This window comes from Nonomuraea sp. NPDC001831 (assembly GCF_042892035.1).
Taxonomy (GTDB): Bacteria; Actinomycetota; Actinomycetes; order Streptosporangiales; family Streptosporangiaceae; genus Nonomuraea.
The window spans coordinates 547,028-568,760 of record NZ_JBIATU010000001.1 but is presented as its reverse complement, the minus strand read 5'-3'; the positions used below and the strand labels follow the sequence as shown (position 1 = coordinate 568,760).

General features: G+C 72.9%; 17 protein-coding genes and 1 pseudogene. 4 read left to right on the top strand and 14 right to left on the bottom strand.

What is annotated here, in order from left to right; genetic code table 11:
• Nucleotides 1–226: 226 nt before the first annotated feature.
• The 6 genes from ACFYYW_RS02525 to ACFYYW_RS02500 form a co-directional block, all read right to left on the bottom strand.
• A complete protein-coding gene (locus tag ACFYYW_RS02525) occupies nt 227–1,903 on the bottom strand; it encodes a (2,3-dihydroxybenzoyl)adenylate synthase (RefSeq protein ID WP_387644164.1) in 1,677 nt (558 codons plus the stop codon).
• On the bottom strand, nt 1,884–3,923 hold the full coding sequence (locus tag ACFYYW_RS02520; protein WP_387644161.1) for an acetate--CoA ligase family protein: 2,040 nt from the start codon (nt 3,921–3,923) through the stop codon (nt 1,884–1,886). The genes ACFYYW_RS02525 and ACFYYW_RS02520 overlap by 20 nt, the downstream gene beginning before the upstream one ends.
• Nucleotides 3,924–3,985: 62 nt before the next feature.
• Entirely contained in the window at nt 3,986–5,542 is a 1,557-nt protein-coding gene (locus tag ACFYYW_RS02515; RefSeq protein ID WP_387644158.1) for an FAD-dependent monooxygenase, read from the bottom strand.
• Between the two features lie 6 nt (nt 5,543–5,548).
• Nucleotides 5,549–7,318, bottom strand: coding sequence for an FAD-dependent oxidoreductase (locus ACFYYW_RS02510; protein WP_387644156.1), 1,770 nt, complete (start codon nt 7,316–7,318; stop codon nt 5,549–5,551).
• 27 nt (nt 7,319–7,345) lie between these two features.
• A complete protein-coding gene (locus ACFYYW_RS02505) occupies nt 7,346–8,206 on the bottom strand; it encodes a VOC family protein (protein WP_387644154.1) in 861 nt (286 codons plus the stop codon).
• Nucleotides 8,207–8,231: 25 nt separating this feature from the next.
• On the bottom strand, nt 8,232–9,065 hold the full coding sequence (locus ACFYYW_RS02500) for an alpha/beta hydrolase (RefSeq protein WP_364418007.1): 834 nt from the start codon (nt 9,063–9,065) through the stop codon (nt 8,232–8,234).
• A 236-nt stretch (nt 9,066–9,301) separates the two neighbouring features.
• Between ACFYYW_RS02500 and ACFYYW_RS02495 the strand changes: the two genes are divergently transcribed.
• The gene (locus ACFYYW_RS02495; protein ID WP_387644151.1) at nt 9,302–10,462 is read left to right on the top strand and encodes a PucR family transcriptional regulator; all 1,161 of its coding nucleotides are present in this window, start codon (nt 9,302–9,304) and stop codon (nt 10,460–10,462) included.
• A gap of 16 nt (nt 10,463–10,478) precedes the next feature.
• A pseudogene (locus ACFYYW_RS02490) lies at nt 10,479–10,796 on the top strand (cytosine permease); the annotation flags it as partial.
• Between the two features lie 96 nt (nt 10,797–10,892).
• On the opposite strand, the gene ACFYYW_RS02485 reads toward ACFYYW_RS02490, so the two are convergent.
• Together ACFYYW_RS02485 and ACFYYW_RS02480 are read right to left on the bottom strand one after the other, a co-directional pair.
• Nucleotides 10,893–12,122 carry a serine hydrolase domain-containing protein gene (locus tag ACFYYW_RS02485; protein ID WP_387644148.1) on the bottom strand — a complete coding sequence of 410 codons (1,230 nt, stop codon included), beginning with the start codon at nt 12,120–12,122 and terminating at the stop codon, nt 10,893–10,895.
• Between the two features lie 178 nt (nt 12,123–12,300).
• On the bottom strand, nt 12,301–13,560 hold the full coding sequence (locus ACFYYW_RS02480; protein WP_387644145.1) for a serine hydrolase domain-containing protein: 1,260 nt from the start codon (nt 13,558–13,560) through the stop codon (nt 12,301–12,303).
• 181 nt (nt 13,561–13,741) lie between these two features.
• On the opposite strand from ACFYYW_RS02480, the gene ACFYYW_RS02475 reads away from it, so the two are divergent.
• Nucleotides 13,742–14,062, top strand: a complete 321-nt coding sequence (locus ACFYYW_RS02475; RefSeq protein ID WP_364389515.1) for a hypothetical protein — start codon at nt 13,742–13,744, stop codon at nt 14,060–14,062.
• Between the two features lie 36 nt (nt 14,063–14,098).
• Here the strand turns inward: ACFYYW_RS02475 and ACFYYW_RS02470 are convergent, their stop codons facing one another.
• Both ACFYYW_RS02470 and ACFYYW_RS02465 read right to left on the bottom strand, forming a co-directional pair.
• The gene (locus tag ACFYYW_RS02470; protein ID WP_387644143.1) at nt 14,099–14,503 is read right to left on the bottom strand and encodes a hypothetical protein; all 405 of its coding nucleotides are present in this window, start codon (nt 14,501–14,503) and stop codon (nt 14,099–14,101) included.
• A 126-nt stretch (nt 14,504–14,629) separates the two neighbouring features.
• Nucleotides 14,630–15,793, bottom strand: coding sequence for a pyridoxal phosphate-dependent aminotransferase (locus ACFYYW_RS02465; RefSeq protein ID WP_364417985.1), 1,164 nt, complete (start codon nt 15,791–15,793; stop codon nt 14,630–14,632).
• Nucleotides 15,794–15,901: 108 nt separating this feature from the next.
• On the opposite strand from ACFYYW_RS02465, the gene ACFYYW_RS02460 reads away from it, so the two are divergent.
• The gene (locus tag ACFYYW_RS02460; protein ID WP_352330652.1) at nt 15,902–16,672 is read left to right on the top strand and encodes a GntR family transcriptional regulator; all 771 of its coding nucleotides are present in this window, start codon (nt 15,902–15,904) and stop codon (nt 16,670–16,672) included.
• A 106-nt stretch (nt 16,673–16,778) separates the two neighbouring features.
• Here ACFYYW_RS02460 and ACFYYW_RS02455 read toward each other — a convergent pair whose 3' ends face one another.
• From ACFYYW_RS02455 to ACFYYW_RS02440, 4 genes are all read right to left on the bottom strand, one after another.
• Entirely contained in the window at nt 16,779–18,272 is a 1,494-nt protein-coding gene (locus ACFYYW_RS02455; RefSeq protein WP_387645484.1) for a CoA-acylating methylmalonate-semialdehyde dehydrogenase, read from the bottom strand.
• A 74-nt stretch (nt 18,273–18,346) separates the two neighbouring features.
• Nucleotides 18,347–19,168, bottom strand: coding sequence for an SDR family NAD(P)-dependent oxidoreductase (locus tag ACFYYW_RS02450; RefSeq protein WP_387644138.1), 822 nt, complete (start codon nt 19,166–19,168; stop codon nt 18,347–18,349).
• Nucleotides 19,165–20,349: a glycine C-acetyltransferase gene (locus ACFYYW_RS02445; protein ID WP_387644136.1), complete on the bottom strand. Its 1,185-nt coding sequence runs from the start codon at nt 20,347–20,349 to the stop codon at nt 19,165–19,167. Before ACFYYW_RS02445 ends, ACFYYW_RS02450 begins: the two co-directional genes overlap by 4 nt.
• A gap of 28 nt (nt 20,350–20,377) precedes the next feature.
• On the bottom strand, nt 20,378–21,706 hold the full coding sequence (locus ACFYYW_RS02440) for an MFS transporter (protein ID WP_387644133.1): 1,329 nt from the start codon (nt 21,704–21,706) through the stop codon (nt 20,378–20,380).
• Between the last annotated feature and the right edge of the window lie 27 nt (nt 21,707–21,733).

The following is a 21,733-nucleotide window of genomic DNA, read 5'->3' as shown; positions in this document are numbered from 1 at the left end:
CCGGCGTCCTTCGTCTCGCCTGCGATCGGACGGGATCACCGTCCGCCTCCCAGCATCCTTCCCGAGCGCCGTAATCCACCACAAGCCCGTATTTATCGGGATTTCGGGCACGCCAAAAGCCCGTGGAGCCGCCGCGCCGGGCCTGACGTGGCGCTACGCGGCGGACGAGCACGCACCGAGCAGGAAAGCTCGCCGACCGTACGCGCCGGAGCGGCGGCCGGCCTCGTCACCCCCCGGCGAGCTCGGCCTTGAGGCGGTCGGCGATGTCGGTCCTGAGGGCCTTCTTGTCGATCTTCCCGACCTTGGTCCAGGCGAGCTCCTCGACGACGACGAGCCGTTCGGGCAGCTTGAAGCGGGCGACCTCCGCGCTCTCCATCCGCGCCCGGATCTCCTCCAGCGTGACCGTCGCCCCGGCCCGGGGCACGACGTACACGCACACGCGCTCCCCGAGCACGGGGTCCGGCATGGCCACGGCGGCGACCTGGCTCACGGCGGGAAGCCGGTAGACGAGGTTCTCGATCTCCTCGGCGGAGATCTTCTCCCCGCCCCGGTTGATCATGTCCTTGTCGCGGCCGGCCACCACGAGGTTGCCCTCGGGGGTGCGCAGGCAGATGTCGCCCGTGCGGAACCAGCCGTCCCGCGTGAAGGAGCGGGCGTTGTGCTCCGCCGCCCGGTAGTACCCGCGCGGGGTGTACGGCCCGCGGGTGAGCAGCAGCCCCGGCCGGCCGTCCGGCACGTCCCGGTCCTGCTCGTCCACGATCCTGATCTCGTCGGCGGGGCTCAGGGGACGGCCCTGCGTGCCGCACACCGTCTCCACGGGGTCGTCGAGGCGGGTGAAGTTCAGCAGGCCCTCCGCCATGCCGAACACCTGCTGCAACCTCGCCCCGAGCACCGGCTCGACCTGGCACGCCAGCTCGTCGGCGAGGCGGGCGCCGCCGACCTGGACGACCCGCAGGGTGGCGAGCTGCCCGGCGCCGTGCTGCGCGGCCCGCTCCAGCCAGCGGCCGGCGACCGCGGGCACCACCGCGGTGTGCGTGACGCCTTCCGCCTCGATCGTGGCGAAGGCCCGTACCGGCTCGGGCGAGGGCAGCATGACCACCCGGCCCCCGGCGAGCAGGACGCCGAGGATCCCCGGGCAGGCGAGCGGGAAGTTGTGCCCGGCGGGCAGGCTGACGAGGTAGACCGAGTCCTTCGTGACCCCGGCGACCGCGGCGCTGGCCCGGGCGTTGTAGGCGTAGTCGTCGTGGGTGCGGGCGATGAGCTTGGGCAGGCCCGTCGTGCCGCCGGACAGCAGGAAGACGGCCACGTCCCGGGAGGAGAGCGCGGGCAGGTCGAAGCCGGTCCGGCCGGCGGGCGGGCCGCACAGGGCCCGCAGGTCGACGCTGCCGGGCGCGACGTCGTCCCCGGCGACCAGCACCCGCCATCCGGCCCCGGTGGCGGCGCGCACGTCGGCCGCGAGGTCGTGGGCGAGCCGCTGGTGGTCGAAGTCCCTGCTCCGGTCCGGGACGGCGATCGCCACCGCCTCGGCGTGCACGGCCAGATGGCTCAGCTCGGCCCGGCGGTGGGCGGGCAGCGCCATCACCGGCACGACGCCCGCGCGCAGGCACGCCAGCAGGAGGACGACGAACTCCCACGAGTTGCTCAGCTGCACGATGATGCGCTCGCCCGGCGCGATGCCGAGCTCGCGCAGGCGCACGGCGGCGGCGTCGGCGCGATCGACCAGCTCGCCGTACGTGAGGCGCAGCCCCGGCCCGTCGACCAGCGCCGTGGCGTCCGGATCGCGGTCGGCGACCTCCCGCAGCAGGGTGCCGAGCGGGACCCCGGCCCAGTAGCCCTGCTCGGTGAAACGGGCGACGTCGGCGTCGGGCCAGGGCACGGTGTGCTCAGTGATCGGGGTGGGCATCGTCGGCCTTCCTGGTGAGGATGACGGCGTCAAGCGCGATCAGACCTCGCCGCGTGAGCCGGAGCGGATTGACCTCGATCTCGTCCAGGAGCGGGTTGGCGGCGAGCAGGTCGCCGAGCCTGGAGACGATCGTGCCGAGGTCGTCGGGGTCGAGGACGGGGCCGCCGCGCCACCCGGCGAGCAGGGCCCGTCCGGCCAGTTCTGCCGCCATGCCGGCGGCTTCGCCGGGTGACAGCGGGGCGAGCCGGACGGCGACGTCGGCCAGGGCCTCGGCCACGGTGCCGCCCAGCCCGACGAGCACCACGGGCCCGAAGACGGGGTCGCGCCGCGCGCCGACGACCAGATCGATCCCGGCCGGCGCCATGGCCTCCACCAGGTAGCGGCGCGCGCCCGCCGCGTCCAGCGCGTCGAGCGCGGCGTCCAGGCCGGCGGGGGTGGACACGCCCAGGTGCACGCCGCCGATCTCCGTCTTGTGCAGGACGCCGGCGTCCAGCAGCTTGACGGCGACCGGCGTCCCGAGTGAATCGAAGGCGGCGTGGGCGGCGGCCCGGTCCGCGCAGGCGTGGCGGGGCATGGTCGCCAGGCCCAGCCGTCCGAGCAGGGCCTTGCCGGTGTGCTCGTCGTACCGGCCGGGCGGGACGGCCGGCGCCCGCCAGAGGGCGGAGGCGGCCGGGCGGGCCGTGCGCGCGCGGGCGTCGGCCAGCAGCGCGGCGGTGGCGGCGGCGACGCCGCGGGCGTCGGCGGCCACGGGCACGCCCGACCCGCGCAGGGCCATGCGGTCGCGGACGACCTCGTCGCCGGTGCCCGCCAGCCCGAGGACGACGGGGACGCCCGCGGTCAGGCCTTCGGTGACGGCGGCGACGACGTCCACCGCGTCCGGTTCGTGCAGCACGTACCCCGCGATGACGTCGACGCCGGGATCGGCGCCGGTGGCGGCCAGCACCGCCCCGAGCTCGGGCCCCGGACGGCCGGTGTCCACCGGGTTGCGCTGGAAGGTCAGCGGCGGCAGCAGCCCGGCCAGGGTCTCCCTGGTGCCGGGAGCGAGCTCGGGCACCCGGATCCCGCGTCCGCGCAGGTCGTCCAGGAGCAGCAGGCCAGGACCCGCCTGGGCGGTCACGACCCCCACCCCCGGGTCGGCGCACGGGCGGGCCCGCGTCACCGCGAGCGCGCCGACGGCGTCGACGAGTTCGCGTTCGTCGTCCACGAGGACCGCCCCCGCCTGGGCCAGCGCGGCGCGCGTGGTGCGCCAGGAGGTCGCCAGCGCCCCCGTGTGCGAGGCGGCGAAGGCCCCGACGTCGTGGCGGCCGACGACCAGGGCGACGACCGGCCGGGTCGCGGTGAGGCGGCGCACGCTCTCGACCAGCCGGGGGCCGTCCGCCACCGACTCCACGTGCAGCGCGACGGCGGCGGTGCGGGGGTCGCCGGCGAGGTGGTCGAGGACGTCGGGGGCGGTGACGCCGGCCGCGTTCCCGAGGCCGACGGCGAGGCTGACGCCGTGCCCGGCCTCGGTCAGCGCGAACGCCAGGGCGTGGCTGACGCCGCCGCTGGCGGCCACGACGGCGACGGCGCCCGGCCGCACCCGGTGGGCGCCGGGGACGAAGCTGGCGGTCAGCCGCGCGTGCGGGGCGAGGAAGCCGCTGGTGTTGGGGCCGAGGAGGCGCAGGCCCGAGTCCCGGGCGAGGGCGGCGAGCCGTCGCTGGTGCTCGATCCCGGCGCCGCCCGCCTCGGCGAACCCGCCGCCGCACACGACGGCGGCCCGCACGCCCGCCTGCGCCGCCTCGGCGAGCACGCCGGCGCAGGCCGCGGCGGGCACGCAGAGCACCGCGAGATCGACGGGCCCGGCCGCGGCGGCGGCGCCGACGGACGGGTGCATGGCGTCGTCGCGGGCGTTCACCAGCGCCAGGAACCCCCCGAAACCGGACAGCGAACGGGCCATGGCGGCGCCCAGCTTGCCCGGGTCCCGGGACGCGCCGACGACCGCGACACCCCGCGGGCCGAACAACGGGCCAAGGTCGCCCATGGGGGCACCGCCGCCTGGTCCGGGGCCGTCCACGTGCGCGCTCCGACCGGGTCCCAGGCCGTTCATGAGAGCACTCCGACCAGGTCGGCGCGGCCGGAGAGCACTGTGGTCAGCGCCCGGTCGCGGTCGGGCTCGCGTTCGATCAGCAGTGCGGGCAGTCCCGCGCGCATCCGTGCCTCCTCGCACAGCCGGGTACGGGTCAGGGCCGTGCCGCCGTGCACGGCGACCAGGGTCGCGCCGGCCGCGGCGAGCCAGGACAGGTCAGGCAGCCCGTCCTCGTCGTCCGGCGCCTCCAGCAGCGCGCCCCACGCGCCGGGCAGCGGCGTCGCGGAGAGCGGCAGGTCGTTCCTCCCCCGGACGGCGGCGGGAGCGCCGTCCGCGCCGGGCAGGACGTCGAGCAGCCGCCCGGACGCCGACCACCCGGCGGCCTCGAAGCCCGTCTCCAGGGGCGCGGCGCCGTGCCGGTCGAGCCACCGGCGGTGGGCCGCGGCGACGAACCGCGGCGCGCGTCTGGCCAGGCGCGCGTCGGAGATGCTGCGGGACAGGAAGTGGTAGGCGAACTGCCACGGCTCGAGGGCGTCGTGGTAGCTGCCGAAGCTCTCCCACCAGGCCAGGCTGGGCCGCGCCGAGTCCTGGATGTGCCGGACCGGCGGCTGGGCGGCCCGCTCGTAGCCGGCGAGCGCGGCCGCCAGGTCGCCGGGGTGCCCGGCCAGCGCCCGCGCGAGCGCGACGGCGTCCTCCATGGCCATCTTGGTGCCCGAGCCCACGGAGAAGTGCGCGGTGTGCGCGGCGTCGCCGAGCAGCACGACGGGCCGCGGAGACGTCGTGTGCCAGTGGCGGGTGCGGCGGGTGCGGAAACTGGCCCACCGGGAGTTGTTGGTGAGCAGCCGGCCGCCCTCGAGGTGCTCGGCGAACAGCTTCTCCAGGTACGCCTTGGAGCGCAGGTCGCTCATCCCGGGCGGCAGGCCCTCGTCGAACGCGTCGAGGCCGGCCCGCCGCCAGGACGCCTCGTCGGTTTCCACGATGAACGTCGACATGGTGTCGGAGATCGGATACCCGTGCACCGCGAAGACGCCGTCGGGGCCGCGTTCGTGGACGAAGGTGAGCCCGTCGAAGAGGTGGTCGGTGCCGAACCAGACGAACTTGGCCGCGGCGGTCTCCACCTGCGAGCCGAGGCCGGGGCCGAGCTCCTCGCGGATGCGCGAGGAGGCCCCGTCTGCGGCCACCACCAGGTCGTAGCCGGCCAGGTCGGCGAGCGTCACCTCGGTGGAGAACCGCAGGTCCGCCCCGACCGCGCGGGCCCGTTCCTGCAGGAGCAGCAGGAGCGTGCGCCGGACGACCGCGGCCATGCCGTTGCCGCCGCACCTGATGCGCTCGCCCTTCAGCCGGACCTCGATGTCGTCCCAGTGCCTGCCGTGCTCGGCCAGGGCCGCGCGCAGCACGGGGTCCGCCTCGTGGATCGCCTCCAGGGTCCGGTCGGAGAAGACCACCCCGAAGCCGAAGGTGTCGTCGGCGCGGTTGCGCTCGAAGACGGTCACCTCCGACGACGGGTCCGCCTGCCGGATCAGCGCGGCGAAGAACAACCCGCCGGGCCCGCCGCCGGCCACCGCGATGCGCATGGCCCGCTACTCCTTGATCGCCAGGCCGAGGATCCGGCCGAGCACGGCGCTCAGCGCCGCCTCCGGATCGTCCGCCATCGACGCGGACCGCCAGGCCACCATGTGGTCGGGACGGACCAGGAGCACCCCGTCCTCCCCGACCTCGGACAGGGCGCGGTAGTCGCCGTAGCTGTCCTCGTAGTCGCAGCCGCGGCCGATCGAGCGCACCCGGACGGGCACGCCCAGCCGCGCGGAGACGCGCTCGGCCGCCTCCCGCCAGGCCGCGCCGCCGACGCCGGTGAGCAGGGTGAACCTGCCCCGGCCGCACAGGTCGAAGGTGGAGACGCGCTGCTGGTCCCTGGTCAGCCACACGTGCGGCAGGTGGCGTCCCGGACGGGTGGAGGCGAAGTAGTAGACCTCCTCGTCCCGCGGCGCGGGCTGCTCGGGCGTGCCGTCGGGCACGATCGCGCCGGACGTGTAGTGCTGGTTGGTCTCGACGCCGTGCGTGTTGAAGCACATGATCGTGGCCTGCATCGCGGCGTCGAACGCCTGCCGCCGCTCGCCGCCCTCGGGCGTCGGCGACAGCAGGGCGTCGAGGGCGTCGCGCAGTTCCGCGGCGCCGGAGGCGGGCGGCAGGCGCAGCGCCATGAAGAGCTGCGGCATCAGCCCGTCGCTGCGCTTGGCGCGCTGGACGATCTGCCTGGCGACCGGCAGCCGCTCGTCCCGGTAGCTGTCGAGCAGCGCCGGGGCGGCCTCGCCGCGCACCACCATGGCGAGCTTCCAGCACAGGTTGTAGCTGTCCTGGATGGAGGTGTTGGAGCCGAGGCCGTTCATGGGCGAGTGCCGGTGCACGGCGTCGCCGACGCAGATGACCCGGCCCGCCATGTTGTCGGTGGCGTAGACGTCGTTGACCGCCCAGGTGGAGATCGACTCGACCGTCACCGGCACCTGGTCGTCGCCGATCAGCTGGTGGGCGATGCGGACGCCGTCCTCCTCGGTGAGCGAGGGATGCCCGGCATTGACGTCGTAGCCCCACACGCCGACCCACTTGGTCCACGGGCGCACCATGCGCAGCACGCCGATGCCGTTGCCGTCGTGGCCGACGCCCGGCTGGACGAACCAGTACATGTCGCCCGGCCGGTGTTCGACGAAGCGGGTGAGGTCCGCCTCGAACACCACGTTGATCGAGCCGCCGAGCCCCATCTTGCCGACCAGCGGCAGTCCCGCCTGCGCGGCGACGGTCGAGTTGCCGCCGTCCGCGCCGATCAGGTACTTGCTGCGGATGCCGTACTGCTGCCCGGTCAGCCGGTCCTTGACCAGGGCGGTCACGCCGTCGTCGTCCTGCGTGAACGTCAGCAGCTCGGTGTTGAAGCGCACCGACGACCCGCGCGCGGCGGCGGCGTTGACCAGGATGGGCTCCAGCACGTGCTGCGGCAGGTCGCACACCGAGCACGGGCTGGCCAGGTCGTGCTCGGCCTTGAAGTGCGGGTGGGTGTACCACGTGCGCAGGCGGCCGAGCTCCTGGCCGGCGAGGCTGGTGGCGTACACGTGCTCGCCCATCAGCTGCTGCGGGGTGGCGTTCCTGGTCACCTCGCCCTCCAGCCCGAGGTCGCGCAGCACCTCGACGCCGCGCTGGTTGGTGATGTGCGCGCGAGGCGTGTTCGAGACGCCGGCGTACTTGTTGAGCACCACGTTGGCGATGCCGTACGTCGACAGCAGCGCCGCGGCGGTGGCGCCCGCCGGTCCGGCGCCGACGATCAGCACGTCCGTCTCCACGACGGGGGTGAGGGTTTCCATGTCAATGGCTCCTAGAAGGGAGGGACGTCAGTGCCGGTGGCCCCAGAGGTCGGGGCCGGGGATCTCGGTGACCTGCCAGGTCGCGTCGTCGATGAGCACGCCGCCGCTGCCGAACTCGGTGTGCACGCCCACCGGGGACTCGGCGTAGAAGGAGAACATCTGGTCGTTGCTGTGCCGGCCGAGCGTCATGGTGACCGGGACGTCGCGGTCGAGCACCAGGTCGTAGGTGCGCCCGACCTGGTCCATGTCGGGCACCTCCAGCATGAAGTGGTGCAGGAACGGCTGGTGGATGCCGAAGAACGGGCCGTCCACGAAGGCGATGCTGTGGTGGCGCGGGTTCGTGTGCAGGAACGTGGCCTGGAACGGCCTGCGCATCGTGTCGCTGATCTTGAAGCCCAGGACGTCGGTGTAGAACCGCTGCTGGGCCGCCACGTCCGGGCTGGCCAGCACCACGTGGCCGAGGCCGAGGTCGCCCGTGACGAACCGCTCGATGTCCCGCGCCGAGGTGAACTGCCCCTCGCCCGCCGAGGCCCCGTGGAACAGCTCCACCCGGTTGCCCGCCGGGTCGAGGAAGTGCGCCATGCCGGCCACGCGGCGGATCTCCAGCTCGCGCTGGGTCGCCTGATGGGCCAGGACGCCGTGGTCGCTCAGCTCGTCGAGCGCGGCGCTCAGCGCGCCGGCGTCGGCGACCTCCCAGCCGTAGTAGGCGCCGCCGTCCTGCTCGCCGGCCTCGACGGTGATGCGGTGGTGCACGTCGTCGATGCGGAAGTGGGTGGCGCCGTCCTCCCCCGCGACCCGCTGCATGCCGAGGATGTCCGTGGCGTAGGCGGTGAAGGCGTCCGGCTCGCGCGCGGACAGGCCGAGGTAGCCGAGCTGCTTGATGTCCATGCCTGATGTCTCCTGTCGTACGGGGTCAGAACGCGTCGGTGAGGAAGCCCCGCAGCAGCGCCGCGTACTCGGCGGCGCGCTCGATCTGCACCCAGTGGCCGCAGTGCGGGAAGATGTGCAGCTGCGCGTTGGGCAGGTGCTGCTGCAGGAAGACGCTGGAGTCGGGGGTGACGAACCGGTCCTCGCGGCCGTGCACGATGAGGAACGGGTGCGGCATCCGGCGCAGCGCCGACGGCGGCACGGCCATCTCGGCGGGCGAGGAGGAGAAGAAGCGCTCGAAGGAACGCCGCACCTCGGGCCGCATGACCTCCTGGTAACGCGTCTCGGTGATCTCCGAGATCGACGTGCCGAGCGCGTCCTCGTCGTGGACGAACCACTTGGTGAGGTTCTCCAGCGCGCTGATCGTCGGGTCCTTGTAGAAGGACACCATCCGCATGACCTCGGGCGTCGGCTGCGAGTGCCCGCCCGCGCTGCCCATCAGGGAGATCCGGTCGAAGCGCTGCGGCGCCGTCATCACCAGGTGCATGGCCAGGGCGCCGCCCATCGAGTTGCCGACCAGGTGCGCCCGCTCGACGCCGCGGGCGTCCATCAGGGCGAGCACCTGCTCGACCCGCAGGCGCATCCAGCCGGTCAGGCTGCCCGGCATGTCCTCGGGATGGTCGGTGCGGCCGTAGCCGACGAGGTCGGGAGCCAGCACGTGGTAGTCGTCGCTGAGGGCGGGCACGAAGCCGCTCCAGTTCGACACCGCGTTGGCGCCGGGGCCGCCGCCGTGCAACAGGATCACGGTCTCGCGGTCGTCGTCGCCGCTTTCCAGAAAAAATGTGGAATAGCCGTTGGTCTCGACGGTGCGCTCGGTCACTGGAATGGGTTCCTTCCCGTGCTGTACGGGCATTGCCCGGCATGATCTGTTGATCGGGCGGACGGCTGTGATCGGCCCGCGGGGCGACGGCGGGCTTGCCACTCGCACCCCTCGCATTGCTAACTTGTGCGCTGTCGCACCACCGTAGACGGACACCACGTTGATGCGCTTCGTACGATCTGTCGTTAGTTGTCGGCGCCGATCCGACGCTGTGTCGCAGGACAGGAGCAACCCCGGTGAGCCTTGATGACGCCGTGCAAGATCTGGCCGATCGCCTGGGCGTGGCGCTCGTGGTGGTCGATCGCGACCTGAGGACCGCGGCGTTCAGCGTCCACGACACCGACGCGCGGCTCGCCCGGCTGGCCCGGCTGCTCGCCGGCTCGACCGCCCCGCTGACGAAGCCGCTGGTGGAGGAGCACCGGCTGCGCCAGGCCAGGCACGGCGTGCGGGTCCCCCAGGACGACGGCGAGTTGGTCGTGCTGCCGTTGCGTCATGAGCAGCAACTGCTCGGCTACGTCTATTACGTCGAGGACCGGGAGGCGCCGCGCGCCGACGACCTCGCGGTGCTGGAATCCGCCGCGCCGGAAATGGGCGCGCTGCTGTCGCTGCGCATCTCCGATCGCCGGCACGGCACCGAGAATTCGCGGCAGCTGCTCGCGGAATTGCTCGGAGAATCGCCGGAGAAGCGTGCGAAGGCGGCCGGGAAACTCGTCCGGGACAATCTCATCGACGATGTCGAGCATTATTCCGTGCTCGTTCTCCGGGCCCCGGAATCGGCGCCCAGATCCATTACCCGGCTGGCCGTCGAGGCGACTCTGGAATTCACCACGAGATCGACGACGGTGAAAATCGTCGGCGCCGTTCTCGGGGCCGAGGGAATCGTTCTCTTCCCGCGTCCGGTGAATCACGACAGGCTCGAACGCGCGCTCGCCGGTCCCGGCCTGGAGGCGGTCGTGGCGGGCGTGGGCAGCGTGAAGCCGTCGCTGGCGGAGGCGGTCGACTCCTACCACGAGGCCCGGCTCGCCCACCGCGCCTCGCGCCTCGATCCGCAGCGGTACGGCAAGCGCGTCTTCTGGGACGACCTCGGCCTCGACCGCCTGCTCCTGCAGCTGCCGCTCGACCGGCTGACGCCGAGCCAGTTCCCCGAGGGAGTGCGGCGCCTGCTGGACGCGCCGCACGGCGTCGAGCTCGCGGCGACGCTGGAGGGCTACCTCGACAGCGGCGGCGAGATCCAGAGCGCGGCACGGCGGCTGCGCATCCACCGCAGCACGCTCTACTACCGGCTCGACCGCATCCGGGAGGTCATCGGCTGCGACATCACGGACGGGTCGATCCGCCTGGAACTGCACGCCGGTCTTCGCATCGCCCGCCTGGCCGGGCTGTGGCCGCACGAGTGAGCCCCATGGCCGCGCGGTGGAAGCGTCCCGGCAGGCGGGGCGGGCGGTCCTCGCCGCCCGCCCCGCGAGCGTGCCGTGGGTGCTCGTGGGGTCGAACCTGTCGCTCAGCGCGACGGTGTTCGGCTGGCTGCCCGTCACCTACGGCCTGAGCTGGTGGCAGATCGTCGCGGCCGCCGTGGCGGGCACCGCGCTCGGCCTGATGGTGGCGGCGCCGCTGGCGCTGCTGGGGTTCCGGGCCGGGACGAGCAACACGGTGGCCGCGGGCGCGCATTTCGGCGTGCGCGGCCGGCTGGTGGGCTCGCTGATCGGGCTGCTGCTGTCCCTGGGATACACGGCGGTGGCGATCTGGACGGGCGGCGAGGCCGTCGTGGCCGTCCTCGCCCGGTTGAGCGACGCCGTTCCGGGGTTGCGCGGGTCAGCGTGGCCCGGGTCAGTCGTCGAGGGCCTGGTAGAGGGTGGTCCAGAAGTCGTTCATCAGGTGGGCCGGGTTGGGGACGGAGTAGCCGAGCTGGCAGAGCAGGACGCCGGTGAGCCCGTTGACCGGGTCGGCGTAGGCCGAGGTGCCGCTGCCGCCGTCCCAGCCGAACTGGCCGACCGGGGCGTAGTCGCCGCGGTAGGTGCGCACCGCCATGCCCATGCCCCAGCCGCCCTGCTGTCCCTGGCCGAAGGAGATGTGCACGTTGTTCCTGGCCAGGGCGGTGCGGGCGTCGTTCTGCCGCGGCGTGAGCCGGTTGGTGGTCATCAGCTCGACGGCGGGCCGGGACAGGATGCGGGTGCCCCGGTGGGTGCCGCCATTGAGCAACATCCGGAAGTAGGCGTGGTAGTCGTCGGCGGTGGAGACCAGGCCGCCGCCGCCTCCCTGGAACGCCGGCGGCTTGCTCCACCGCCCGCCCTCGGGCTCGTCCCAGACGAGGAACTCGCCGGTGGCCGGGTCGGGGGCGTACAGGGCGGGCAGCCGGTCGATCTGGTCGGCGGGCACGTGGAAGCCGGTGTCGGTCATGCCGAGCGGTTCCAGGACGCGCTCGCGCAGGAACTCCTCGAACGGCCGGCCGGTGACCCGGGAGACGAGCACGCCGACCAGGTCGCTGCTGATGTGGTACTGCCACTGCTCGCCCGGCTGGTACATCAGCGGCAGCTCGCCCAGGCGGCGCAGCCACTCGTCCGGCTCGGGCATCTCGACCGGCAGGTTTGGGGTGAGGCCCCGCTCGAAGATCGCGTTCATGATCGGCTTGCCCAGCGCGGTGAAGTCCATGCCGAGCCCGAAGGTGGAGGTCAGCACGTCCCGCACGGTGATCGGCCGGTGGGCCGGGACGGTGTCGTCCAGCGGCGCGCCGGGGCTGGTCAGCACGCGCCGGTCGGCCAGCTCGGGCAGCCACGGGTCGATCACGTCGTCCAGCCGCAGCCGGCACTCGTCCAGCAGCACCATGGCTGCCGCGATCGAGACGGGCTTGGACGTGGAGGCCATCCGGAAGACGGTGTCGCGGCGCATGGGCGCGCCGCCGTCGTGCCGCATCGTGCCCATCGCCTCGACGTGCGTCTCCTCGCCGCGGCTCACCAGGGCGACCAGGCCCGGGATCCGGCCCGAGTCGACGTGCCGGGCCAGCACCTCGCGCAGCCTGCGCAGCCCCTGCTCGGAGAAGCCGTTCCCGCCGATCGCCATGATGGTGTCTCCTTTGTCGCGGTGGTCGATCCGCCGGACCGTTGTCCGGTCCGGCGGCCATGGGTCAACCTTCGCGAAGCGCCCTGACACCGGACCGTCACCGCACTGACGCCGCCGCTGACAGCTCCCTCCGGGCCGGCGGCGACGTGCCCAGGCCGCGCCTCGGGCACGCGTGACGTCAGCGCTTGACGGAGACCAGCCGGTCCACGGCGAACGGGACGATCTGCGGCTGCGCGGCCTTCGTGCGCGCCGCGCTCTGGCCGCAGAGCCCCAGCAGGAGATGGTCGACGGTGGCGTAGTCGATCGGGCTGATCTCGATGTTGCCGTTCTCGTCCAGGCTCTGGTACTTCGTGCGGTTGACGCCCATGGAGAGCTGGCGGACGCCGTCCGGGCTGGTGTAGGAGTCGGTGGCCATGCCGAAGACGCCGCCGCTGTGCCCCCAGAACCGTCCGCACGGCAGGTCGGTGGCGTAGATGCCGAGGCCGTAGGCCCCCGACACGCCGGCCACGGGCACGGTCTTCTGCATCTCGGCCAGCTCGGCCGGGCCGATCAGCCCGCCGCGCAGCAGCACCCGGTAGAACTGGTTGAGGTCCTCCATCGTGGACACGACGGCGCCCGCCGTGCTGATCCACGACATGTTGTAGACGCTGTAGTCCTTGGGCGGGTCGATGAAGCCGAACATCGACTCGTACGCCTTGGAGTGCGGTCCGGGGATGACCGGCGTGCGCGGGAAGGACGTGTGCCGCAGGCCCGCCTTGCGGATGACGTTGCGGGTGATGTACCGCTCGGCGTTCTCGCCCGTCACCTTCTCCAGGAGCAGGCCGGCGATCAGGTAGTTGGTGTTGGAGTAGATCCCCGGCGTGGCGCCCGGCTCGCCGGTGGGCGTGGCGGCCAGGCCCAGCTCGACCAGCTCCCGGCGGGAGAAGGTGCGGAAACGGTTGTCGTCGAGGCTCTCGAACGTGCCCTGGAGCAGCGAGGGGAAGGCCGGGCCCACGTGGTCGGCGATGTGGCTCGTGTGGTTGAGCAACATCCGCACGGTGATCTTCTGGCCGCGCTCGCCGGGCACGACGTCGGGCAGGTAGCGGGCGATGGGGGCGTCCAGCTCGACGGCGCCGCGGGCCACCTGCTGGAGCAGGGCCACCGCGGTGAACGTCTTGGTGATGCTGCCGACCCGGTGCAGCATGTCCGGGCGTGCGGGGCGCCTCGTGGCGACGTCGGCCACGCCGGAGGCGCCCCGCCAGCTGCGCTCGCCGTCGCGGACGGTCGAGTAGATGCCGTACATGCCGGCCTCGTGCACGGCGTCCAGCGACTGCCGCAGCGCCTGCCGGTCGAGCGCGGTCTCCCGCGCGGGGGCGGCCTGCGCCGGGCCGGCCGCCAGCACCATCCCGGCGGTCAGAGCGATGGCCGAGGCGTTCTTTCCAAGCGTCCGGATGTTCATGGCGTAAGCATGATCCGAACGCGGTTCCGCGGTCAGTCCCGGCTGTCATCGGCTGCACATGACAGGAGTCATGAAGGGCCGCGCAGCGGACGGACCCGGGTGTCGCCTCTCGGGAGGAAACCCCGGAACTTCCTTGTTACTCAGAGTTGTCGCTTATTTACTCTACGTATAATCTGGAGGCATGACACGTCTTCCCGCCTTCGCTCTGAGCGCCCTGGCCACCACGCTGGTCGCGGCATCGCTCCCCGTCTCCGCCCACGCCGCCACCGGCACGTTCTTCTACACCAGGGCCAGCAACGGACAGGAGACCACCCTCAACATCCCGACGCCCAACGGCGCCTGCCTGCCGGTCTCCGGCGGCGCCCGCAACGCCCACAACGACACCGACGCCGACGCCACCCTCTACACCAACAGCAACTGCACGGTCTTCGCCGGATTCGTCGGCTCCCGCAACTTCGAGACCTTCACCGCCCCCTTCCCGACCTTCGTCAAGTTCGGCTAGAGGCGCGCGCCTTCGACCCCCTACCGGGGGCGGGTGTCAACGGGCCGCTGTCGCCGGGGCCGCGGGCGTGAACCAGGCGGTCGAGGGCGGCGACAGGAGGCAGTAGATCGCGCCCCCGGCCAGCACGAGGCCGGCGACGCCCCCGATGCTCGGGCCGCTGATCATTCCCCAGAGCTGGGTGGCCACCAGGACCGCCTCGACGGCCACTCCCGTCCAGCGGACCCACGGCCGGCGCGACCTCATCCTGGCCACGACCACGCCGATGGCCACGCCGATCACGACATTGACCAGGATGGGGATCAGCAGGAGCCCGACGAGCGCCGCCTCCACGAGGCCGGTCACAAAGACGATCAGACTCAGGGCCACCAGGACCACCTGAATGCACATGACGGTTCGCGCGGCGCGCAGTACGGCGGGTAACGGCAGGATTCGCTCGTTCATCGGTCTCCTTCAGCAGATCGACCTGTTCCCCGAGGCTGATGCCATGATCTCCCTTCATTGTCGACCTGGTGACCGACTGACGAAATTTGCCGCAAAAACGCAACAAGACCGGCATGTCCGGGGGTGTCAGGACGCCCTGAGGGCCCGTTCGAGGCCGCGGATCAGCTCGGTGAGCGTTCGCTCGTCGGAGCCGAACGTGATGCGGACATGTGTGTCGGGACCGTGCATGTCGGCGCCGCGTACGGTCGCGATGCCGTGCCGCAGGAGCGCGTGGTCGATGGCGGCCGGGGTCTCGCCGAGGCGTGAGCAGTCGGCGAGCAGGAAGGCGCCACCCATGGGCCGGACGGGCCCGGGGAGGCCGCTCGCGGCGATGCCGTCGCAGACGAGGTCGCGCTTGGCCTGGTAGGTGGACAGCGCCCGGTCGAGCCAGTCGCGCGGGCCGGTCAGGGCGGCGACCGCGGCCCGCTGGGGAACCGCTCCACAGCACACCGCCTCCCACTCGAAGCGGCGGTTGAGCGCGTCGATGACCGGTGGCGGCGCCAGGACGTAGCCGAGCCGCCAGCTGGCCAGCGCGTAGTACTTGCTGAGGCTGGTGACGGTGACCAGGTGCGGCCAGCGGTCGGCGTACGCCTCCACCGGGTGGTAGCGGTGGCCGTCGTAGGTGAAGTGCTGCCATGAGTCGTCGGAGATGACGAGGAGCCCGTGGCGGGCGGCGAGGTCGACCACGGCCGCGAGGGTGGCGGCGTCGGGGAGATAGCCCGTCGGATTGGTCGGATTGCACAGCAGCACGGCCCGGCTGCGGCTCGTGACGGCGGCCTCCAGACCGGCCAGGTCGAGCGCCCAGCCGTCGCTCTCGCGGGACGGGACGCCGACGGGCGTCGCGCCGGCCTCGCGGACGGCGCCGTCGAAGAAGTAGGTGGGGGTCGGCACGATCACCTCGTCACCCGGCGCGAGCACCGTGCGCAGCACGAGGGAGAGCCCCTGCATCGCTCCGTGGGTGATCAGCAGGCGGCGCTCGGGATCGACGCGCAGGCCGTGCTCGCGCTCCAGTTCGGCGGCTATCGCGGCGCGCAGTTCCGGCAGGCCGCGGGTGTCGCGCGGATCGGGCAGGTCCATCGCGCCCGCCACCGCCCGCCGTACGTGCTCGGGCATGGGCAGGATCGGGGCGCCCGCGAGCGGGAGCATCCGCACGCCGTCGCGGGCGCTGCGCTCCGCGCGGGCGCGGGTGCTCATCGCCCCCAGCGCCGGGAAGTCGCTCGCGGCGGGAAGGGACCAGGAGTTTCGCTGCATGGGACGAAGCATCGCATACTGAGATATCAACAACAAGAATAAATATCTCTATCCAGTTCCCGACGACCGAGCTGCTGTATCAACGCTGTGAATTGGTATCCTGGCGCGATGTCCGACATTCATGGTGTGGTCAGCGGAACCCCGCACATCCCCGCGCTCCTGCTGGTCGGCACGGACGAGACCGGCCTCGACCGCACCAGTCAGGCATATCGGGCGATCCGCCGCCAGATCATCGACCTGACGCTGTCGCCCGGCAGCAGTTTCACCGAGACGTCGCTCGCCGAGCAATGGCGCATCAGCAAGACGCCGGTGCGCGAGGCGCTGGCCCGGTTGCGGCGCGACGGGCTCGTGACCGCGCTTCCGCGCGCGGGCTACGTCGTCAGCCCGATCACGCTGCAGGACACCGACGCCCTGTGCGCCCTGCGGACGCTGCTGTCCGGCGAGGCGGCCGCCGCCGCGGCGCGCCTCGGCGTCACGGCGCCGGCGCTCGAACGGCTCGAAGCGCTGTCCAAGGTGCCCATCGCGCTCGCGGCGGGCGAGGTGGAACAGGAGGAGTCGCTCCGGGCCGGCATCGAGTTCGAGGGCATCATCGCCAACTTCAGCGGCAACCCGCGCCTCGGCAAGGCGATCGTCGACGTGCTCGACGAGCTGGAACGGGTTCTGCGCATGGCCGCGTTGATCGATCCCGGCATCGCGAGCCCGCCCGGCGAGCTGGGGGCCGTCTACGAGGGGCTGCGCGCCCGTGACGCGGACGCCGCCCGGGACGCGATGCGCGCCCGGTGCGAACGCGTGCGCCGCGACCTGCTGCAGGTTCTGGCGAAGAGCACCTCGGTGAGCAGGGCGCACATCGAGCTGCCCGCCTCGCGCCCGCCGGCCTAGCCGGCGCCGGGCGGGGGCCGCGCCTGCGAGGGGCGGCGCGTGGCCGGTCGGAGGCCGGGCCGTCCGACCGGGCCCGCGGGGTGCGGCGCGAGGCCGGGCCGTCCGGTCAGACCGCCGTCGGGAAGGAGAGGTCGCCGCGGTGGCGCGGGCCGTCCTCCCTCTCCTCCGGCCACCGGCTGGTGACGGCCTTCGCGCGCGTGTAGAAGGCGACGCCCTCAGGGCCGTGCATGTGGTGGGCGCCGAACAGCGACTGCTTCCAGCCGCCGAACGAGTGGAACGCCATGGGCACCGGGATCGGCACGTTGACGCCGATCATCCCGACCTGGACGGAACGCTGGAAGAGCCGCGCCGCATGGCCGTCCCTGGTGAAGATCGCCGTGCCGTTGGCCAGGTTGTTGCCGTTGATCAGGTCGATCGCCTCCTCCAGCGAGCCGACCCGCACGACGACGAGCACCGGGCCGAAGATCTCGTCGCGGTAGACGTCCATGTCGGGCGTGACGTGGTCGAACAGCGTCGGCCCGACGAAGAAGCCGTCGCCCCCGAGGTCGAGCTTGCGCCCGTCGACGACCAGGTCGGCGCCCGCGGCGACGCCGGAGTCGATGTAACCCCTGATCCGGTCGAGCGCCTCCGCCGACACGACCGGCCCCATCTCGGACCCGGCCGCCAGCCCCGGCCCGACCTTGATCGCCTGCGCCTTCTCGCGCATCAGCTCGACGAGCGGCCCGGCCACGTCGCCCACCGCGACGGCGACCGAGATCGCCATGCAGCGCTGGCCCGCCGAGCCGTACCCGGCCGCCACCAGATGGTCGGCGGCGTGGTCGAGGTCGGCGTCGGGCAGCACGACGGCGTGGTTCTTGGCGCCGCCGAGCGCCTGGACGCGCTTGCCGCCCGCGGTCGCGCGCTCGTACACGTACCGCGCGACCGGCGTCGAGCCGACGAACGACACGCCGGCGATGTCCGGATGGTCGAGGATCGCGTCGACCGCGACCTTGTCCCCGTGGACGACGTTGAAGACGCCGTCGGGCAGACCGGCTTCGGCGTAGAGGTCGGCGATGAGGTTGGCCGCCGACGGGTCGCGCTCGGAGGGCTTGAGCACGAACGTGTTGCCGGTCGCGATCGCGATCGGATGCATCCACAGCGGGACCATGGCGGGAAAGTTGAACGGCGTGATCCCGGCGCAGACGCCGAGCGGCTGCCGGAAGGAGAACAGGTCGACGTCGGTCGAGACCTGGTCGGAGTACTCGCCCTTGAGCAGGTGCGGGATCCCGCAGGCGAAGTCGATCACCTCCAGGCCGCGGACGAGCTCGCCCCTGGCGTCGTCGAGGACCTTGCCGTGCTCGGCGGAGACCAGCCGCGCGAGGTCGTCGAGGTGCTTGTCGACCAGCTCGCGGAAGGCGAACATCAAGCGCGAGCGCCGCATGACCGAGGTGTCGGCCCAGGCCGGCAGGGCGGCCCGCGCGGCCCGCACGGCGGCGTCGACGTCGTCGGGCTCGGCCAGCAGCACGTCGGCCTGGTGCGCGCCGGTCGCGGGGTTCCATACCGGGGCGGTGCGGCTGGACCGGCCGGCGGTCTCGCGGCCGTCGATCCGGTGCCGGATCATCCTGACTGTCCCTGTGCTCACAGAAAGCTCACCTTCTCGTGGGGTGCTGGTTGCGGGTGTTCGGCGGCGCCGCGTCAGACGATCAGGTCGCCGCCGTTGATGTCGATGGCCGCCCCGGTGATGTACGCGGCGCGGTCCGAGGCGAGGAAGGCGACGAGCTCGGCGACCTCCCAGGGCTGCCCGGCGCGGGGCACCGGGAACGACCGGGTGGCGTGTTCGAGTGCCTCTCCGGGCAGCAGCGCGCGGGCCATCGGGGTGTCGATGAGTCCCGGGCAGACGGCGTTCACGGTGATGCCGTCGGGGCCGCAGTCCTTCGCCAGGTGCCGGGTGAGCCCGAGGACGCCGTGCTTCGCCGTCGTGTAGTGGGCGCCGCCCGCGGTGCTGATGGTCTTGCCGGCGGTGGAGGAGAAGTTGACGATGCGGCCCCAGCCTCGGGCGCGCATCGCGGGCAGCGCCTGCTGGCAGCACAGGGCCGTCCCGAGCACGTTGACCGCCAGCACCTGGTTCCACTCGGCCCGGGTGATCTCCTCGAACGGGGTCGGCGGTGCGACGCCCGCGGCGTTCACCAGGATGTCGAGCCGCGACCGCTCCTCCAGCAGCGCGGCGAACGCCCCTTGGACCTGGTCGCCGTCCGTGACGTCCACCGCGAGCGACCGGACGCGGTCCGCCGGCACGGCCAGCGTCGCCGCCAGCTCGGCGGGGCCGGGCGCGGCCAGGTCGAACACGGCGACGGTCGCGCCGCGGCGGGCCAGCGCGTGGGCCGCGGCCAGGCCCATGCCACTGGCCCCGCCGGTCACGATCGCGACCCGGCCCGCCAGCTCACTGCCGTCGGCGCTGGTCGGCGCCCGCAGTCCGTCGGCGCTGGTCGGCGCCCGCAGTCCGTCGGCCGTGCTCATGAGCCGGCCAGGACGGCACGCGCGCGGCCGAAGGCGGCTGCGGCCTGTTCGAGCTGGCCGGCGGTGTGCGCGGCCGAGACCTGCACCCTGATCCGCTCCTCGCCGGCCGGGACGACCGGGTGGGAGAGCGCGAAGGCGAGCACGCCCTCGCGGCGCAGCGCCGCCGCCACGTCGCGGGCCAGCGTGCCGCCGCGCAGCATCACGGGGATGATCGGATGCTCCCCTGGCGGCACCTCGTAGCCGAGGTCGCGCAACGCCCGGCGCAGCCAGGCGGTGTTGGCGGCCAGGCGTTCCCGCAGATCCGGGCGCCGCCGTGCGATGCGGATCGCCGCCAGCGCCGCCGCGGCCAGCGCGGGGGCCATGGCGTTGGTGAAGATGTAGGGCCGCGAGACCTGGCGCAGCGTCTCGACCAGCGCGCGGTCGCCCGCGACGAAGCCGCCGGCCGCGCCGCCCAGTGCCTTGCCGAGCGTCCCCGTCAGCACGTCGACGCGTCCCTTCAGCCCGAAGTGCTCGGGGGTGCCTCCGCCGGTCGGGCCGAGCACCCCGGTGGCGTGCGAGTCGTCCACCACGAGCACCGCGTCGTGGCGTTCGGCCAGCTCGCAGAGCCGGGGCAGCGCGGCGACGTCGCCGTCCATGCTGAAGACGCCGTCGGTGACGATGAGGCGGTGGCGCGCGCCGGCGGACTCGGTGAGGTGGCGTTCGAGCTCGTCGAGGTCGGCGTGGGCGAAGACGCGCCGCCGGGCCCGCGTGAGGCGGATGCCGTCGATCAGGCTGGCGTGGTTGAGCGCGTCGCTGAGGACGACGTCCTGCGGGCCGAGCAGGGCGTCGAAGAGGCCGAGGTTCGCGTCGAAGCAGGAGTTGTGGAGCACGGCGTCCTCGGCGCCGACCAGCTCGGCGATGCCCGCCTCCAGCTCGCCGTGGACGGCCCGGGTGCCGCAGAGCACCCGGCCCGCCGCCACCCCGAGCCCCGTCTCGCGCAGCGCCCGCCGGGCCGCGTCCAGGACCTCCGGGTCGCCGGCGAGCCCGAGGTAGTCGTTGGAGGCGAAGTTGACCAGCCACTCCCCCGCCACGCCGAGCGCCGGCCCCTGGGCGCCCGAGACCACGAGGTCGCGGCGCAGCCCGGTGGTCGCCCGGCGTCCGTCGAGCTCGGCCCGGAGCCGGTTCAGCAGCGCGGCGTTCACGCCCTGCCTCCCTGCCGGTCGGCGGCGGTCATGACAGGCTCCCGTCCAGCCGCTCCATCCGGCGTCCCGCGGTGAGCAGGACGGCCAGCCCGGCGACCATGATGATCGCGATGGCCAGCAGCGCGTAGGTGAAGCTGCCGGTCGCGGACGCGATCGTCCCGGTGAAGTACGGACCGATGAATCCGCTGAGGTTGCTGACGGAGTTGATCAGGGCGATGCCGGAGGCGGCGGCCGCCTCGGTCAGGCCGATCGCCGGGATCCGCCAGAACTGCGGCATCGCGGTGATGATCCCGGCGACGCTCAGGCAGACGGCGAGCACGAACAGCGTGCCGCTGCTGGTGAAGGTCGCCAGCAGCAGCCCCGCCGCGCCGAGCGCCATCGGCACGGCCGTGGCCGTGACCGCCGTCCAGCGCGCGGCGAGGCGAGCCCAGGTCAGCAGGGCGACCGCGGCCACCACGTAGGGAATCGCGGACAGCAGCACGCTGCTGACGTCGGCGGAGTCGCCGACGCTCTGCGTGATGGACCTGATCATCGTGGGCAGGAAGAACTGCAGCGGGTAGAGCCCGAACGCGATCGCGAACCACGTCACGGCCATCGCCCACACCCGGCCGCTGGTCAGCGCCTGGCGCAGCCCGGTGAGCGCCCCGCGGGCGCGCTGTTCGGCGGCTTCGGCGGCCAGGACGTTCTCGATGGCGGCCTTCTCCTCGTCGTCGAGCCAGCGCGCGTCGGCCGGGCGGTTCGGCAGGAAGACGAAGATCAGGACGCTGACGACGACCGTCAGGATGCCCTCGACGAGGAACAGCGCCCGCCAGCCCGCGATGCCGAACAGGCTCTGGCCCCACTCCAGCAGCGCGGCGGCCAGCGGAGAGCCGATGATCGAGGACAGCGGGATCATCACGATGAAGGCCGACAGCGCCCAGGAACGCTGGCGGCGCGGGAACCAGAACGTCAGGTAGAGCAGGATCCCGGCGGCCAGACCGGCTTCGGCGAACCCGAGCAGGAGCCGCGCGGCGAACAGGGTGGCCGGGGAGTTCACGGCCGCGGTCGCCGCCGTGACCAGCCCCCACGTGATCATGATGCGGGCGATCCACTTCCGCGCGCCGAACCGGCTGAGCATCATGTTGCTCGGCACTTCGAACAGGACGTAGCCGATGAAGAACAGCCCGGCGGCCAGGCCGATCTGGCCGCTGCCGAGGCCCAGGTCACGGGACATGGGCGCGGCGATGTAACCGACGTTGGCGCGGTCGATGTAACTCGCCACGTAGGCGAGGCCGACCAGGGGCATGATCCGGACGCCCACCTTGCGCCAGGTGCGCGGTGAGACGGTGCTCGGTGGTGTCGCGACGGGTGAACTCATGGGGGGTTCCAATCGGTGTGGGGGGTG

Bases quoted from the DNA above. Each gene is read 5' to 3' on its own strand.
- ACFYYW_RS02525 (WP_387644164.1), bottom strand. From the start codon at position 1,903: ATGCCCACCCCGATCACTGAGCACACCGTGCCCTGGCCCGACGCCGAC.
- ACFYYW_RS02520 (WP_387644161.1), bottom strand. From the start codon at position 3,923: ATGGGCGACCTTGGCCCGTTGTTCGGCCCGCGGGGTGTCGCGGTCGTC.
- ACFYYW_RS02515 (WP_387644158.1), bottom strand. From the start codon at position 5,542: ATGCGCATCGCGGTGGCCGGCGGCGGGCCCGGCGGGTTGTTCTTCGCC.
- ACFYYW_RS02510 (WP_387644156.1), bottom strand. From the start codon at position 7,318: ATGGAAACCCTCACCCCCGTCGTGGAGACGGACGTGCTGATCGTCGGC.
- ACFYYW_RS02505 (WP_387644154.1), bottom strand. From the start codon at position 8,206: ATGGACATCAAGCAGCTCGGCTACCTCGGCCTGTCCGCGCGCGAGCCG.
- ACFYYW_RS02485 (WP_387644148.1), bottom strand. From the start codon at position 12,122: ATGGCGATCGGCGGGAACGGCTTCTCCGAGCAGGGGCTGCGCAGGCTG.
- ACFYYW_RS02480 (WP_387644145.1), bottom strand. From the start codon at position 13,560: ATGAACATCCGGACGCTTGGAAAGAACGCCTCGGCCATCGCTCTGACC.
- ACFYYW_RS02475 (WP_364389515.1), top strand. From the start codon at position 13,742: ATGACACGTCTTCCCGCCTTCGCTCTGAGCGCCCTGGCCACCACGCTG.
- ACFYYW_RS02470 (WP_387644143.1), bottom strand. From the start codon at position 14,503: ATGAACGAGCGAATCCTGCCGTTACCCGCCGTACTGCGCGCCGCGCGA.
- ACFYYW_RS02465 (WP_364417985.1), bottom strand. From the start codon at position 15,793: ATGCAGCGAAACTCCTGGTCCCTTCCCGCCGCGAGCGACTTCCCGGCG.
- ACFYYW_RS02460 (WP_352330652.1), top strand. From the start codon at position 15,902: ATGTCCGACATTCATGGTGTGGTCAGCGGAACCCCGCACATCCCCGCG.
- ACFYYW_RS02455 (WP_387645484.1), bottom strand. From the start codon at position 18,272: ATGATCCGGCACCGGATCGACGGCCGCGAGACCGCCGGCCGGTCCAGC.
- ACFYYW_RS02450 (WP_387644138.1), bottom strand. From the start codon at position 19,168: ATGAGCACGGCCGACGGACTGCGGGCGCCGACCAGCGCCGACGGACTG.
- ACFYYW_RS02440 (WP_387644133.1), bottom strand. From the start codon at position 21,706: ATGAGTTCACCCGTCGCGACACCACCGAGCACCGTCTCACCGCGCACC.